The 13986-nt window shown below is 69.7% G+C and carries 12 protein-coding genes; 9 read left to right on the forward strand and 3 right to left on the reverse strand.

Annotation, left to right across the window (positions count from 1 at the left end; translation table 11 throughout):
- Positions 1-44: 44 nt before the first annotated feature.
- From NM1_RS23075 to NM1_RS23085, 3 genes are all read left to right on the forward strand, one after another.
- A complete protein-coding gene (locus tag NM1_RS23075; protein WP_246011325.1) occupies positions 45-836 on the forward strand; it encodes an SDR family oxidoreductase in 792 nt (263 codons plus the stop codon).
- An 8-nt stretch (positions 837-844) separates the two neighbouring features.
- Positions 845-2023, forward strand: coding sequence for a winged helix DNA-binding domain-containing protein (locus NM1_RS23080; RefSeq protein WP_246011326.1), 1179 nt, complete (start codon positions 845-847; stop codon positions 2021-2023).
- Positions 2024-2210: 187 nt separating this feature from the next.
- Positions 2211-3764 (forward strand): glycosyltransferase family 39 protein, encoded by a 1554-nt coding sequence (locus NM1_RS23085; RefSeq protein ID WP_068023380.1) that lies wholly within the window; start codon positions 2211-2213, stop codon positions 3762-3764.
- A 46-nt stretch (positions 3765-3810) separates the two neighbouring features.
- Here NM1_RS23085 and NM1_RS23090 read toward each other — a convergent pair whose 3' ends face one another.
- Positions 3811-4398 carry a TetR/AcrR family transcriptional regulator gene (locus tag NM1_RS23090; RefSeq protein WP_068023383.1) on the reverse strand — a complete coding sequence of 196 codons (588 nt, stop codon included), beginning with the start codon at positions 4396-4398 and terminating at the stop codon, positions 3811-3813.
- A 71-nt stretch (positions 4399-4469) separates the two neighbouring features.
- Between NM1_RS23090 and NM1_RS23095 the strand changes: the two genes are divergently transcribed.
- The 3 genes from NM1_RS23095 (at position 4470) to NM1_RS23105 (ending at position 8529) form a co-directional block, all read left to right on the forward strand.
- A complete protein-coding gene (locus NM1_RS23095) occupies positions 4470-5303 on the forward strand; it encodes an SDR family oxidoreductase (protein ID WP_068023386.1) in 834 nt (277 codons plus the stop codon).
- A gap of 176 nt (positions 5304-5479) precedes the next feature.
- Complete coding sequence (locus NM1_RS23100) at positions 5480-6997, forward strand: MutS-related protein (RefSeq protein WP_068023389.1); 1518 nt, start codon at positions 5480-5482, stop codon at positions 6995-6997.
- On the forward strand, positions 6988-8529 hold the full coding sequence (locus tag NM1_RS23105) for a MutS-related protein (RefSeq protein ID WP_068023391.1): 1542 nt from the start codon (positions 6988-6990) through the stop codon (positions 8527-8529). Before NM1_RS23100 ends, NM1_RS23105 begins: the two co-directional genes overlap by 10 nt.
- On the opposite strand, the gene NM1_RS23110 is transcribed toward NM1_RS23105, so the two are convergent.
- Together NM1_RS23110 and NM1_RS23115 are read right to left on the reverse strand one after the other, a co-directional pair.
- Positions 8511-10178: a bifunctional 3'-5' exonuclease/DNA polymerase gene (locus NM1_RS23110; RefSeq protein WP_068023394.1), complete on the reverse strand. Its 1668-nt coding sequence runs from the start codon at positions 10176-10178 to the stop codon at positions 8511-8513. The two genes, NM1_RS23105 and NM1_RS23110, sit on opposite strands and share 19 nt — an antisense overlap.
- Before the next feature lie 42 nt (positions 10179-10220).
- Positions 10221-11348 (reverse strand): acyl-CoA dehydrogenase family protein, encoded by a 1128-nt coding sequence (locus NM1_RS23115; protein WP_084519939.1) that lies wholly within the window; start codon positions 11346-11348, stop codon positions 10221-10223.
- 267 nt (positions 11349-11615) lie between these two features.
- On the opposite strand from NM1_RS23115, the gene NM1_RS23120 reads away from it, so the two are divergent.
- The 3 genes from NM1_RS23120 (at position 11616) to NM1_RS23130 (ending at position 13967) form a co-directional block, all read left to right on the forward strand.
- Positions 11616-12011, forward strand: a complete 396-nt coding sequence (locus NM1_RS23120; protein WP_147288982.1) for a hypothetical protein — start codon at positions 11616-11618, stop codon at positions 12009-12011.
- Between the two features lie 65 nt (positions 12012-12076).
- Positions 12077-12598 (forward strand): pyridoxamine 5'-phosphate oxidase, encoded by a 522-nt coding sequence (locus tag NM1_RS23125; RefSeq protein ID WP_068023400.1) that lies wholly within the window; start codon positions 12077-12079, stop codon positions 12596-12598.
- Positions 12599-12845: 247 nt separating this feature from the next.
- A complete protein-coding gene (locus NM1_RS23130; RefSeq protein ID WP_068023404.1) occupies positions 12846-13967 on the forward strand; it encodes a nitronate monooxygenase in 1122 nt (373 codons plus the stop codon).
- Positions 13968-13986 lie beyond the last annotated feature (19 nt).

The following is a 13986-nucleotide window of genomic DNA, read 5'->3' on the forward strand; positions in this document are numbered from 1 at the left end:
TATAGGGTGGCGCCTGTCGGTCGAATGAGACGAAAGAGGTTGTGGTGACGTCGAATACGGGATTGGCCGGGCGGAGGTATGTGGTCACCGGTTCGGCTTCCGGCATCGGCGCGTCGACCACCGCGCTGCTTCGTGACCGCGGCGCGGAGGTCATCGGCTGCGATATCGACGACGCCGAGATCACCGCCGATCTCTCGACTCCCGAGGGCCGGAGTTCGCTGGTCGATCGGGTGCACGGGTACGGATCGATCGACGCCGTACTGGCGATCGCGGGCGGCGGCAGGACCGGACTGCTCGAGACGAACTACTTCGGCGCCGTCGCGACGCTGCAGGGCCTGCGCCCGCTGCTGGCCCGCAGTCCCGCACCGCGGGCCGTGGCGGTGTCGTCCACCGCGTCGCTGGCACCGGCGGACGACCGCATCGTGCAGGCGTGCCTCGACGGCGACGAGGCCGCGGCCGTCGGCCTGCTCGCCGCCGATTCGTCCGCCGGCGGCGAGACTGGCGGATACGGTATCGCCAAACGGGCCTTGAACCGCTGGGTCCGCCGCGTCGCCCCGACCGCCGAGTGGGCCGGTTCCGGTATCGCCCTCAACATCGTCGCCCCGGGCGTGGTCGACACCCCGGCGGCGGCGTGGATCCTCGGCGACGACGAGGTGCGCCGGGCCGTCGAAAACACTGCGCCGCAACCGTTCGGGGGCTTCCCGGGGCGACCGGAGTGGATCGCCGAGCTGCTGTGCTGGCTGTCGAGCCCGGACAATCGCTTCGTGACCGGTCAGGTCGTCTTCGCCGACGGAGGTTCGGAGGCCGCGCTGCTCGGCGATCGGCACTGGCGATGACGCCCTCGGTGCGCGCGAGCGATGTGATCGGGTTTCGGCTGCGGTCGCACAATCTCACGCATCGACGGCCCGCGGGCGATCTGCACGAGGCCGCGGGTGCGTGCGGGGTGCAGAACAGCCCGCCGGGTTCGGCACTGCTGGCGCTGCATGCGCGTGTCGAGGATGTATCCCGGGACCGCGTCGACGACCTCGTCGGCGCGGACAGGAGCCTGCTGCAGACCTGGTGTATGCGCGGCGCGCCGTTCTACTTCCCGACCGCGGACGCGCGGGTCTACACCACGGGCGTGCTGCCGCCCACCGAAACCGGACGGCGGCATCTGATCTCCGGCGTCGATGACGCATTGACCCGGCTCGGCATGGGTTTGGACGAGGCCGTCGACCACGCGGCGGACGAGATCGACGCGGTCCTGTCCGGGCGGCAGTTGGCGATCGACGAGCTCGGCCGGGAGCTGTCCGAGCGCATTGCCCCGAAACTGCCTGCCGCCCAACGCGAGACCTGGCGGGCACTCGGCCCCTACGCCGCGAAGCAACCGCTGGGCGAGGGCGTGGCGCATTTCTGCCTCCGGATCCTGACGCTGCGCGGCATCGTCTGCTTCGCCCCGCGCAGCGCGAACAAGGCGCCGTTCGTCCTGCTGCGGGAATGGCTCGGCGAACCCCTGCCGCGGATCGAACCCGACGACGCCCGCCGCACCCTGCTGCGCCGCTACCTGCGGTGCTACGGCCCGTCCACCCGCCGCGACTTCGCTTCCTGGCTGGGCGTTTTCGCCGGTGACGTCGATCCCTGGTGGAACACGCTGGAAGACGAACTCGTCCCCGTCGACTACGACGGCGGACGGACATGGATCCTCGCCGACGACCTCGACGCCCTGCGGGCTCCACCCGAGGCGCGCGGCGTGCGACTGCTCCCGCCGCGTGACCCCTACACCCAGATGCGGGACCGCGACACCATCGTCGACAAGAAGTTCCACCGCGAGGTGTGGAAGACGGTCGGCGAACCCGGCGCGGTGCTGGCCGACGGGGAGATCGCCGGAATCTGGCGGCCCCGCAAGAGCGGTCGCACACTGACGCTGACGATCACATCGTTCCGGCCGCTGACCGCCGGCGTGCGCAAGCGGGTGCGCCAGGAGGCCGATCACGTGGCCGAACTGCGCGGCGCCTCCGCCGCCCGGGTCGATTTCGAGAGCTGACACACCGCACGGGTCCGCGCGCCCGAACCGTGGAGGCCATGGTCGAAGATCACCACCGCGCTGCGAAAACGCTGTGACAAGACAGCGTGGGAAACCCCAATGTGCCTCACTACCATGGGATTTCGTCAGTTGTATGCGGCAGGTCGCGGCCTCGTCGCAGTTCGAACCGTTGGTACGGAGGGCCGCGATGAGTGCTGCCACCCGGCATGCCCCAGCCACCGCGCCCACGCCCGCGCTACCGGCGGTCGCGTGGCGCGAACTGTCGATCGTCGCCGGATTGTTCGCCGTCGTGCTGACCGCGAGGGTGGGACGGTACCCCTTCTGGGGAGACGAGCTGTATCTCGTTCCGGCCGGGCGGCGACCGTCCTGGAGCTACGCGGACCAGGGACCGCTGGTGCCGCTGCAGGCCCAGCTGTCGGATCTGGTGGCGCCGGGTTCCGCTGTGGCGCTTCGGCTTCCGGTCGTCGTACTGACCGTGGCGACGGTGCTGCTGGCCGCGCTGATCGCCCGCGAACTCGGTGGCGGCCGGGCGGCGCAGCTGGTGGCAGCCCTGGGCTACATCTGCACGCCGTTCGCGGTGCAGCAGTCCGCGGCGATCAGCACGTTCGCCTACGACGCCGCGCTCGCGAGCTTGGCCTGCTGGCTCCTGATCCGCTGGGTGCGCACCCGCCACGACGGGCTGTTGTTCGCGGCCGGAGTGGTTGCGGCAGTGGATTTTCAAGTGAAATGGCTGGTTCTCGCCCTCTGGGCGCTTCTGGCGCTCGGCGTGCTGCTGTGGGGCCCGCGGGAGGCGTTGCGCAGACCCGCGCTGTGGCTCGGTTCCGCGCTCCTGGCGCTCTCCACGATTCCGGCGTTGCTGTGGCAGGCCGGACACGGCTGGCCGCAGCTCGCGATCGGCGCGGAGATCCGCTCGGAGCAGACGACCATGGTCGACGGGCAGCTCGCGTCGGCGATCCGGGAGCTGATACTGACCACGGGTCCGGGCGGCATCCTGCTGCTGCTCGGGATCTGGGCGGTGGCCCGCGCACCGCGGCTGCGTCCCTACCGCTTCCTGCTGCCGCTGGGCGTGCTGCCGCTGCTCGTCGTACTGGCGGCGGGCCTGCGGCCCTACTATCTGGGCGACGGGTTCGCGGTCTTCTCCGCCGTGGCAGCGGTCTACCTCGTAGGGGAGGGGACCCGCGATCGGATCGGCAAGCTGCTGTCGGCATATTTCGCGACCGGGGTCGTAGTGGTCGTGGCCGCGGTGTGTATATTGCCGCTGCCGCAGTCCTGGCTGCACGGCCCGGCAATTCGCAACGGCGACATGGCGGTTCGCGCCCAGGCGTTCGGGCTGCGCGGCTGGCCGCAGCTCGTCGAGACCGTCGAACGCGCCGTCGCCGCGCTGCCGGAAGGCGAGCGATCCGAGACCGTCATCGTGACCCAGAACTATTGGCAGGCGAGTGCCCTCGATGTGCTCTCGCGCGCGGACCTGCCGCCGGTGTACAGCCCGAGCCGCGGCTACGGCTATTTCGGTCCGCCGCCCGATACGGCGACCCGGGTGCTCTACGTCGGCGGCGACAGCCTCGCGGCAGCCCTGCCGGACCGGTTCGCCGCGGCGACACCGGTGGCCCGACTCGACGACGCCGCCGGATTTCAGGGCGTGAACTACGGGATACGGGTCTGGTACTGCACGGGTCCGTTGCGTCCGTGGTCGCACACCTGGCCGGAGCTGATGTCGCTGCGTATCGAACACGGAACATGACCGGCAGTCCGGTCTGCGGTAGTCGATAGTCGAAAAGAGCGGTCTCTCAGACTGTTTCGAGCCAAGCGAGCAGCCGGTCGCCCTCGCGGTCCATGACACTCGGATCCCGCAGCGCGTTGGCCATCAGGGACATGCCCTGATATCCGCTCACCAGCGTGAGCGCCAATCCTTCGGGATCCGGTCGGCCCAGTTCGCGGAACTGGCGTTCCACCCAGGTCAATAGCACCCGGATGACCTTGCCCGCCTCGTCGTCCAGCCCGCCCTCGGCCCGTTTGTCCAGTTCGGCGGCGAGAGTGCCGGTCGGGCAGCCGTATCGGGCCGTGAGATCGCGCTGACTCGTCCACGCTTCGACCAAGCCCGCGAGGCGCGCACGGGGATCGGCGAGCTCGTCCAGTCGAGCGGTGAGCAGTTCCAGCTGTCGTGTGTGCTCGGACAGCGCGGCGGTGACCAGTTCGTCCTTGGTCTTGAAGTAGTAGTACACGTTGCCCACGGGGACCTCGGCCGTCCGCGCGATATCGGCGATCGTCGTGCGTTCGGCTCCCTGCCGATGGATGACCTCCGCCGCCGCCTGCATGAGCCGCTGCCGCTTGGCACTGGCCGCCCGGGCGCGGGGTGAGGCCTTCAAGTCAGTCACCCGACTAACTATACGTCCCGGAATGTGCTAGCGTTCGAGTAGTAAGTCAGCCAACTAACTTAGGAATTCGGATGATCGTAGTCACGGGCGCCACCGGAAACGTCGGCCGCGCGCTGGTCCGTACCCTCGCCGACGGGGGACACGAGGTCACGGCCGTGTCGCGCGGCATGACCGCGGGCGACGTGCCGCCCGGAGTGCGCGCGGTCGCCGCGGACCTCGCGCGGCCGTCCGCCGACCTACCCGCTACCGCGGAGGCGGCCTTCCTGCTGATCGGGGGAGATCTGATGATGACCGGGGATCCGGCCCGGGTCGTCGCTCCGTTCGCGGGGTACGGCAGGATCGTCCTGCTCTCCTCGCAGGGAGTGGATACGCGTCCGGACTCGATGTCACACGGCCGGGCGTTCGCGGCCTTCGAGCGGGCCGTCATGGACTCCGGGGCCGAGTGGACGATCCTGCGTCCCGGCGGCCTCGCATCCAACGCTTATGCCTGGGCGCCGTCGATCAAAGCCGCGCGCACGGTCGCCGCGCCCTTCGGTGAGGTCGGCCTCCCCGTTGTCGACCCCGACGACATCGCCGCGGTCGCCGCGGTCGCGTTGACCCGGTCGGGTCATGCGAAGGCGATCTACGAACTGACCGGTCCCGCGCCGACGACTCCGCGCCAGCGTGCCGCCGCCCTCGGCGACGTTCTCGGCGAGTCCGTCGCCTTCGTCGAGCAGACCCGCGAGGAGGCGCGCGCCCAGATGCTCGCCTTCATGCCCCCGGCCGTCGCGGACACCACGCTGGACATTCTCGGCAGCCCGACGCCCCGCGAACAGGCCGTCAGCCCCGATATCGAGAAGATTCTCGGCCGGGCCCCCGGAACGTTCGCGGGCTGGGCGGAGCGGAACGCCGACGCATTCCGCTGACGGGTTCCAACGCCGATGCGGCAGGCGGTCGCCTGCGATATCGCCTGCCGCACAATCGGTTCCCGCGTCTACGAATGACCATTACTTGACGGCCGGTAAGTGATGCTCCTACTCTGCGAGAAGCCCGTCCTGGCCGCCGTGGAGCGGAGGCCGGTGCAGATGATGGAGGTGGGGATATGCCGGGAATCAGCGTGCTGTGGCCGGGCCCGGCGGAGAACCTGGTCATGGATGCGGACGCGGTGAGCGACCTCGATATCGATCGGGTCGTTTCCGCGATCGTCGGCCGGGACGAGTACGGACTGCGGGCCTGGTTCGCGCGACCGGTGCGCGACCTCGAAACCGTCCGATATCGGCAGGAAGTCTTCGCCGACCTCGCCGATGAATCGGCGCGGGCGGTATTCGACGAATTCTCGGCGGGTATGCGCGGTATGCGCGCACGGCTGGCGCGGCAGGACCGGTTACATCATCCACAGCAGCGGCAGGGCTGGCAGCTCGCTGCCGCCGCGGACTACCTCGATACCGTCGCGCAGTTGGCCGAGGCCCTCACCCCGCTTCCGCTGAACTCCCGGGCGCTGACCCGATTTCGCGAGTTCGTCTCCGACTATGTCGCCGGGCCGGACTTCGGCCGTCTCGCCGCGAACGTCCACCGGGTGCGCCGGGCGCTGGAGGAGGTGCGCTACAGCCTGCGGCTCGTCGGACGAACCCTCGAGGTCGGTCCCGGCGGCACCGAGCCCGACTACAGCTCGACGATCGCGAAACTGTTCTCCCGCTTCGGCTGCGGGGGTCCGTCGGCGATCCGGCAGCGCTCGGAATGGGACGATATGAACCAGATGGAGGAGCAGATCCTCGATCGTGTCGCCACCCTGCACCCGTCCGCGTTCGGGCAGCTCGGCGAATTCGCCCGCAGTCACGAGCAATTCGCCCATCCCGATGTAACGGCCTTCGATCGCGAGATCCAGTTCTATCTGACCTACCTCGCATTCGCCGGGCGGGTCGGCGGCTCGACCCGGGCAATGTGCCTGCCACGGTTGGCATCCCGGGGTGAGCCGATCCATGCCGAAGCGGCCTTCGATCTCGCCCTGCTCACCCGTCGCGGGGACGCCGGAGTGGTGTGCAACGACTTCCGCCTGTCGGGACCGGAACGGGTCATGGTGGTGACCGGCCCGAATCAGGGCGGGAAGACGACCTTCGCCCGCACCGTGGGCCTGCTGATCTACTTCGCCGCCCTCGGCTGCCCGGTCCCCGCACGCACCGCGTGCCTGCCGCTGCCGGACCGGCTGTTCACACACTTCGAACGCGCGGAGCAGGCGGCCGATCCGGACGGGCGGCTCGCCGACGAACTCGTGCGCATCCGGGACACGCTGACGGCCGCCACGGCCGACAGCGTGATCGTCCTCAACGAGAGCTTCAGCGCGACCAGCACCGCCGATGCCGTCCGGATCGGCCGCGATGTGCTCGACCGGATCGTCGCGCGGGGCTCGATCGCCGTGTGGGTCACGTTCTTCGACGAACTGGCGCGCACCGGCCCGGCCACGGTGAGCATGGTCGCCGCCACCGATCCGGACGATCCGTCCCGGCGCACATTTCGTATCGAACGCCGCGCGGCCGACGGCAATGCGCACGCCGTGGTGCTCGCCGAACGCTTCGGGCTGACCTATGACCGCGTCGAGGCCAGGATCGCGTCGTGCGGGTGAACCTCCTGCGGCCCGCCCGCGACAACACCGCACGGGCGGCCGTCGGCGACAGCGTCTTCGAAGATCTGGGTCTCGAATTGCTGTGTGGCGCAATGGCCGACGGGGATCCCGTCGTCCTCGAGGCGGTCCGCGCGGTCTTGGCGGCCCCGGAGACCGACCCCGGCGTGATCCGCTACCGGCATGCCGTGCTGGCCGACTGCCGTGCGCACCCGGCGGCGGTGCGTGAGTTTTACCGGATCGCCACCGAGGCAACCGAGGTCAAGCGCTGGACGGTCGGGCCCGCGCATCACGCCGATGGCAAGCTGCTGCTCGCGCGGCAACCGCTCCTCGAGCTGATCACCTCCCTGCGGCAGCTCAGCGCGCACTGCGACCGGCACGGCCGAGCGTTCCGGTCGCCTGGCTTCGGCGATCTGCTGGCCACCGTCGCCGCCGAACTCGACGACTCGTACCTCGACAGTATCGAGACACAGTTGGCCGCAATGGATTTCGAGCACGGCATACACCTCGGCGCCGGGTTGGGGGCGGGCAATACGATCGCGAACGTCGTGCTGCACGAACCGATCCGCCGTCGCCGATTCGGCCTCGACCGCCGCACCGGGCACGCCTTCCGTGTCATCGAGGAACCGGAGGCCGAATTCGATCCCGTCATGCAGTTGCGCGGGCGGGCCCTGGCCGGGATCGCCGATGTCGTGAACGACGCGGCCGACCACGTGCAGGACTTCTTCCGGCGCCTGCGCGACGAACTCGCCTTCTACCTCGGCTGTCTGACCCTGTACGACCGCTTGACCGGCGCGGGACTGCCGGTGTGTCTCCCGACCCCGCATCCGGCCGGGACCCCGCGGCTGCGCTGCACCGGTTTGCGCGATGTCGCGCTGTGCCTGACCGCCGGTCGGCCCGGGTCCGGCGATCCCGGGCCGGGCCCTGCTTCCGGACGGAGTCTGTTGGTAGGCAACGATATCGACGCCAGCGGCCGTTCGCTCATCGTCGTCACCGGCGCGAACAGCGGCGGCAAATCCACCCTGCTGCGCGGCATCGGCGTCGCCCAGCTGATGATGCAGGCCGGAATGTTCGTGGTCGCCGACGGGTTCGAGGCCGATCTGTGCGACGGCATGTTCACCCACTTCGTCGCCGATGAGGACCGGACGATGTCACACGGCAAACTGGTCGACGAACTGGCCCGCATGAGCCACATCGTCGACCGTCTCCGCCCGAATTCCCTGCTGCTGTGCAACGAGTCGTTCTCCTCCACCAGCGAACGCGACGCCACCCGCATCGCGGAGCCCCTCGTCGAGAGCCTCGTCGCGAACGGAATCCGCGTCGTATTCGTCACCCACCTCTACGAATTCGCCCATAGGCGTTACTCGTCCGGGCAGTCGACCGACCTGTTCCTGCGCGCGGGACACCAACCCGACGGCACGCGCACGTTCCGTTTCGGCCCTGGGCCACCCGAACCGACCAGCCACGCCGCGGACGTGTTCCGCCGTATTCTCGGCCGCATGCCGGGAGAGATCGCTCACTTGGCATCTCCGTAGCACTCAACGATCGCCGTCGTGAACGGGAAGCGCACCGGAGTCGGCCCGAAGACGATCCGGCCCGCCTCGTCGGCGGCCGTGGCGATCGCCGCGGAGACGGTCGCGGCCTCCTCCGCCGGGGAGTGCACGATCACCTCGTCGTGCTGGAAGAACACGAGTTCCGCGCGGAGACCGGCGCGGGACATCGCCTGCCGCAATCCCGCCAGGACCAGCAGGGCCCAGTCGGCGGCGCTGCCCTGCACGACGAAATTGCGGGTGAAGCGGCCCCGGGCGCGGGCCGCGGAGGTGCTGCCGTACCCGTCGTTGTCCTGGGGTAGGTCTGCCTGGTCGGGGAGTGCGGGGAGCGGCGGACAGGTACGACCCAGCCAGGTCCGCACCAGCCGTCCCTCCTCGCCGGCGCGGGCCGCCTCGTCGACATATCCGACCGTGGCCGGATAGCGGCGCCGCAGTTCCGCCATGTGTGTGAGGGCGTCGCCGGAGGTCTGGCCGTAGACGGCGCCCAGCAGCGCGATCTTGGCCTGCGCGCGGTCACCGTCGAAGGCGCGGGCCGCCAGGTCGGCGTACAGATCCTCGCCGCGGCCCGCCACCTCCATCAGGCCCGGGTCGCGCGAGACCGCGGCGAGCACGCGCGGCTCCATCTGGTCGGCGTCGGCGACCACCAGGCGCCACCCCGGATCGGCGCGGATCGCCTGCCGGATCACCTTCGGGATCTGCAGGGCGCCACCGCCGTTGGTGGTCCAGCGGCCGGAAACCGTTCCGCCGGGCAGATATTCGGGACGGAAGCGGCCTCCGTGCACCCACTGCTCGAGCCACGACCAGCCGTGAGCCGTGTACAGGCGATAGAGCGTCTTGTAGGCGAGCAGGGGCGCCACCGCGGGGTGATCGATCCGCTGGAGCTCCCATTTCCGCGTGGAGGACAGCGAGATCCCGGCGCGGGCGAAGGCCCTGATGATGTCGTTGGGCAGGTCGGGCCGGACCCGCACACCGCCGCCGAAGGCCCGCGACACCTCGTCGGCCAGCTCCGCCATCCGGCGCGGTTCCGACCCGCCCGGAAAACGCTCGCCGAGCATCGTGTCCAACAGGTCCCGGTGCACGTCGGCGCGCCAGGGGATCCCGAAGCGGGACATTTCCGTGGCGACCAGCATGCCCGCCGATTCGGCGGCCAGCAGCAGCCGCATCCGGTCCGGATGTTCGGCCTTCGCCGTGCGGGCGATCTGTCCCGCGTAGACCTCGAGCAGCGCGGCGAACTCGTCGGTGCCCGGGGGTAAGGGCACCGGGCCGGATTCGAACAGCGACGGCTGGGTCTCGGCGGCCCGCGCGGGAACATCCGGCGGGACGGGCAGCCGGTGCAGTCGCGCCCACGCCGCGGCCAGCGAGCGGGCCTGCCCCGACTGGCCCTCCTCGTGCCCGATCAGCAGGGATTCGGCGGCCTCCACGTCGTAGCAGCGCTCGACCCGGACGCCGGCGGCCAGGAGCGAGCGGTAGATCTCGGCCGTGGACCGCCAGACCCACCGCTCCACCCCGGGGCGGGAGCGCACCGCCTCGGCGAGCGAGGGCTCACGAAGGACCGGCCCCGCCGGACGGCCGTCCTGATCGAGCGGGCACAGGCGCGCACCACCGTCGCCCGTGTCCGCCACCGCCCATCGCATGCAGCGAGTCTTACATCAGGTACCGACAAGCAGCCCGCAGGCTTACTGCTCTTCGGGTACCCCCAGTACTTCCCGGCCGACGACGCCCGCGACGACCTCGGTCGAGTACGCCATCAGCTGACCCGCCTCGGCGTCGCGCAGGTGTCGTTGGATGGGGGACTGCTTGAGATAGCCCGATGCGCCGCCGATGCGCACCCCCAGCTGCGCCACCTCGACGGCGAGTTTGTTCGCCAGATACTTTGCGCGCGAAAGGTTTCCGAAGAACGCGGGGATTCCGTTGTCGGCCTCCCACAGCGCCCGGTCGTAGAGTGCGTGCGCCGCCGCCAGCCGGGTCTGCACGTCCGCGACCTCGTGCTGGACCCACTGCTGATGCGACAGCGGCTTGCCCAGAATCTCCCGGGACCGGGCGTGCGAGACCAGGGCGTCCAGGGCGGCGTCGGCGATGCCCAGGGACAGCGCGGGCAGGCCGGCAGGAATGATCGCGAAATCCGCGAAACCCGGCCTGCGGCCGCGATATTCGGCGCGCAGCACGGTGTCGTCGAAGGCCAGCAGCTGGCTGCGGGTGGCGCGCAGGCCCAGGGTGTCCCAGATCGGGACGACCGTGACCGTGTCGTCGGGCACCACCCCGAAGAACGTCGGCTCGTCGTCGACCAGGGCGTTCACCAGCAGATAGTCGGCGATCTCGGCACCCGAGACGAACCGCTTCGCGCCCGTGAGCGACCAGCCGCCCGCCACCGCGACCGCCTCCTGCTGCGGATTGAGGAAGCGGTTGCCGCTGGCGGGCTCGGACAGCGCGTTCGCGAACCGCTTACCCGCCAGGAACTCGTCGGCGAAGAAGGAGCCCAGCGAATCGGCGGTGATCTCGGCCAGCGCCACGCCGGCGCCGGCATGCATCACCCAGATGGTCGCGGTGGAGGGATCGGCCTTGGCCAGCGTGCGCACGAGCTGCCCGAAGGTCACGTAGCTCGCCCCGTAGCCGCCCACTCGTTCCGGCAGCACGGCGCGGTCCACGTCCGCGGCATGCAGATCCCGCAGATGACCCACGGCGATCTCGGCCCGCTCGTCGAATTCCGCTGCCGCCGCGGCGAATCCGACGGCCAGCTCGGCCACCCGGTCGAGCACCTTCCGCTCGATATCGCGAAGCGGGGACGGGAACTGCACAGTGGTCACAGAAGCTCTCCTCGAAGGATCCGGCGGCCGATCGACTCGCGAATCAGCGTACGCAGCGACCGCGTAAACCACCCCTCGGTGCGCGCCACGCCAGGCGGCGGCCGTTCGCTCTGCCCGCACCGCAAAGACCGACCGGTTCGATTCTTTATCGACCGGTGCTTTCCTGCGAGTCGGTGGTGGGGGAGCATGGACCTGTGGTGCGACGCGCACCGCGGTGTTCCCGAGTGTGTTCCGCGATCTACTTCCTACGCAGGAGGACCAGGATCAATGGCAACTTTTCGGAATTACCGGCGTCCCGCTTTCCTCGTGACCGCCCTCGGTGCGATCGGGCTGGCCGCGGTGTCGACCGCCGCTCCCGCCTTCGCCGCCAACACCATCGACGTCAACCGCATCGGGCCGGAAAACCTGGAGATCGTGTACAACTGCGAGGCCGGGGCCGGAGTCGTCGGCATCAAGGCGCTGGTGGGCGACCCGCAGGCGGACGCGCCCTCCGCCCAGGGCGCCCAGAACCCCGTCACCTGCGACGGAAACCAGCAGACCACCGTGGTCATGCTGACGGGTACCCCCTTGTCGAGGGGGCAGGAGGTGCTGGTGAACGCCGCCCTGGTCGATGCCACCGACACCGTCGTCGCCGGGCAGAAGAAGAAGGCGACACTCGGGTAATACCCCGTCCGAACTGAGCAATTTCGGTCAAACGGCGCGCCACGGGACGCGCTTACAGTGGGCCGATGCGCGAAACTCCGGAAGAACTCGATCGACTGCAGACCCTGCTGGACGCGTCCCTGTCCCGCTCCTCCACACACCTCCGCTCGATCATCAGCACCGAGCGCACCCTGACCGCGGCGCAACTCACCACGGTCCTCACCGGCATGTGCACGCTCGCCCTGTCCACGGTGACGGCCGCGGGGGAGCCGCGGATCAGCGGTGCCGACGGGCATTTCCTGCACGGCAGCTGGCACTTCGGCACCGCGCGCACTGCCGCCAAGGCCCGCCACCTCGCCGCCCGGCCCGCCGCGAGCGCCGCCCATATGCGCGGCGAGGACCTGGGCGTGTTCACGCACGGACACGTCGACATCCTCAATCCCGAGGACGGCGAGCCGGATCCGCAGTGGCCGGAACTGCTCGCGTACGTCAAGGACTTCTACGGCGACGACTTCTTCGACTGGGACAAGGAGGTCGTCTTCTACCGCCTGCGCCCGCAGTGGATGACCGTCTACGCGCCCGACTTCGCGAAACTCTCCGCCGGGTGACCGTCGCGGCCCGGCATTCCCGCGCGGGGTGCCGGGCCATGGAACTAGAACGAGTTTCTCACGCACGGCGGTCGGTGGCGGCATGAGTTCGCCCCACTCCGGCCAGGCAACGGACGCAGGCTCGGCCCTCTTCTCCTCGCACCCCTCGATTTGAGGGCACCCACGCGCTAGTCTGAATCTGAAACGTGTTCTAGTGTGTCGGCGAAGCTATTTCCAGCGCCGGAAGACAAGAGGAGTCCACCAGGCCATGCGTACCGAGATCTGCGAACGACTGGGTATCGACGTCCCCATCTTCGCCTTCACCCACTGTCGCGATGTCGCCGCGGCGGTAAGCAATGCCGGCGGCATCGGCGTGCTCGGCGCGGTCGGTTTCACCGCCGAGGAGCTGGAGGTCGAGCTGGCCTGGCTCGACGAGCACGTGCACGGCGTCTACGGCGTGGACCTGGTGATCCCGTCCAAGTACGAGGGCAAGGGCATCGACGGCCTCAGCCCCGAGGAGCTGGAATCCAAACTGGGCGAGATGGTTCCGCAGGGGCACCGCGACTTCGCCGAGAAGATCCTCGCCGACCACGGGGTTCCGCATCTGCCCGACGGCGAGCACCACAACCAGCTGCTCGGCTGGACCGCCACCACCGCCGCCCCGCAGGTGGAAGTCATTCTGCGGCACCCGAAGGCGAAGCTCGTCGCCAACGCCCTGGGCACCCCGCCCGACGATGTCATCAAGCAGGTGCAGGATTCCGGCCGGCTGATCGGCGCGCTGTGCGGGTCGGTCAAGCATGCGCTCAACCACAAGCGTGCGGGGCTGGATTTCGTCGTCTGCCAGGGCACCGAGGGCGGTGGCCACTGCGGCGAGATCTCCTCGCTGGTGCTGTGGCCGCAGGTGATCGACGCCGTCGGCGATCTGCCGGTGCTCGCGGCGGGCGGCATCGGCAACGGCCGCCAGATCGCGGCCGCGCTCGCGATGGGCGCCGCCGGCGCCTGGACGGGGTCGATCTGGCTGACCGTCGAGGAGGCGAACGTGCCACCCGCGCAGATGCAGACCTACATCGACGCGTCGAGCCACGACACCGTGCGCTCGCGCTCGTGGACCGGCAAGCCCTGCCGCATGCTGCGCAACGACTGGACCGACGCGTGGGAGTCCACCGAGACCCCCGACCCGCTGCCGATGCCGCTGCAGATGATGGTCGCCCTGGACGGCGTCAAGCGCGGTCACCGGTACCCGGAGGCCGCCAAGGACGTCAACTTCAACCCGGTCGGCCAGGTCGTCGGCCTGATGACCAAGGTCGACCGCACCGCCGACCTGATGCAGCGCATGATCGAGGAGTACCTGGAGTCCTGCGAGCGGCTGAACAAGCTCAACAACGCCTGATCGACGAGAAGACCGGTCC

This window comes from Nocardia mexicana NBRC 108244, assembly GCF_001613165.1.
Taxonomy (GTDB): Bacteria; Actinomycetota; Actinomycetes; order Mycobacteriales; family Mycobacteriaceae; genus Nocardia; species Nocardia mexicana.

Bases quoted from the DNA above. Each gene is read 5' to 3' on its own strand.
- NM1_RS23130 (WP_068023404.1), top strand. From the start codon at position 12,846: ATGCGTACCGAGATCTGCGAACGACTGGGTATCGACGTCCCCATCTTC.
- NM1_RS23120 (WP_147288982.1), top strand. From the start codon at position 11,616: ATGGCAACTTTTCGGAATTACCGGCGTCCCGCTTTCCTCGTGACCGCC.
- NM1_RS23125 (WP_068023400.1), top strand. From the start codon at position 12,077: ATGCGCGAAACTCCGGAAGAACTCGATCGACTGCAGACCCTGCTGGAC.
- NM1_RS23100 (WP_068023389.1), top strand. From the start codon at position 5,480: ATGCCGGGAATCAGCGTGCTGTGGCCGGGCCCGGCGGAGAACCTGGTC.
- NM1_RS23095 (WP_068023386.1), top strand. From the start codon at position 4,470: ATGATCGTAGTCACGGGCGCCACCGGAAACGTCGGCCGCGCGCTGGTC.
- NM1_RS23085 (WP_068023380.1), top strand. From the start codon at position 2,211: ATGAGTGCTGCCACCCGGCATGCCCCAGCCACCGCGCCCACGCCCGCG.
- NM1_RS23110 (WP_068023394.1), bottom strand. From the start codon at position 10,178: ATGCGATGGGCGGTGGCGGACACGGGCGACGGTGGTGCGCGCCTGTGC.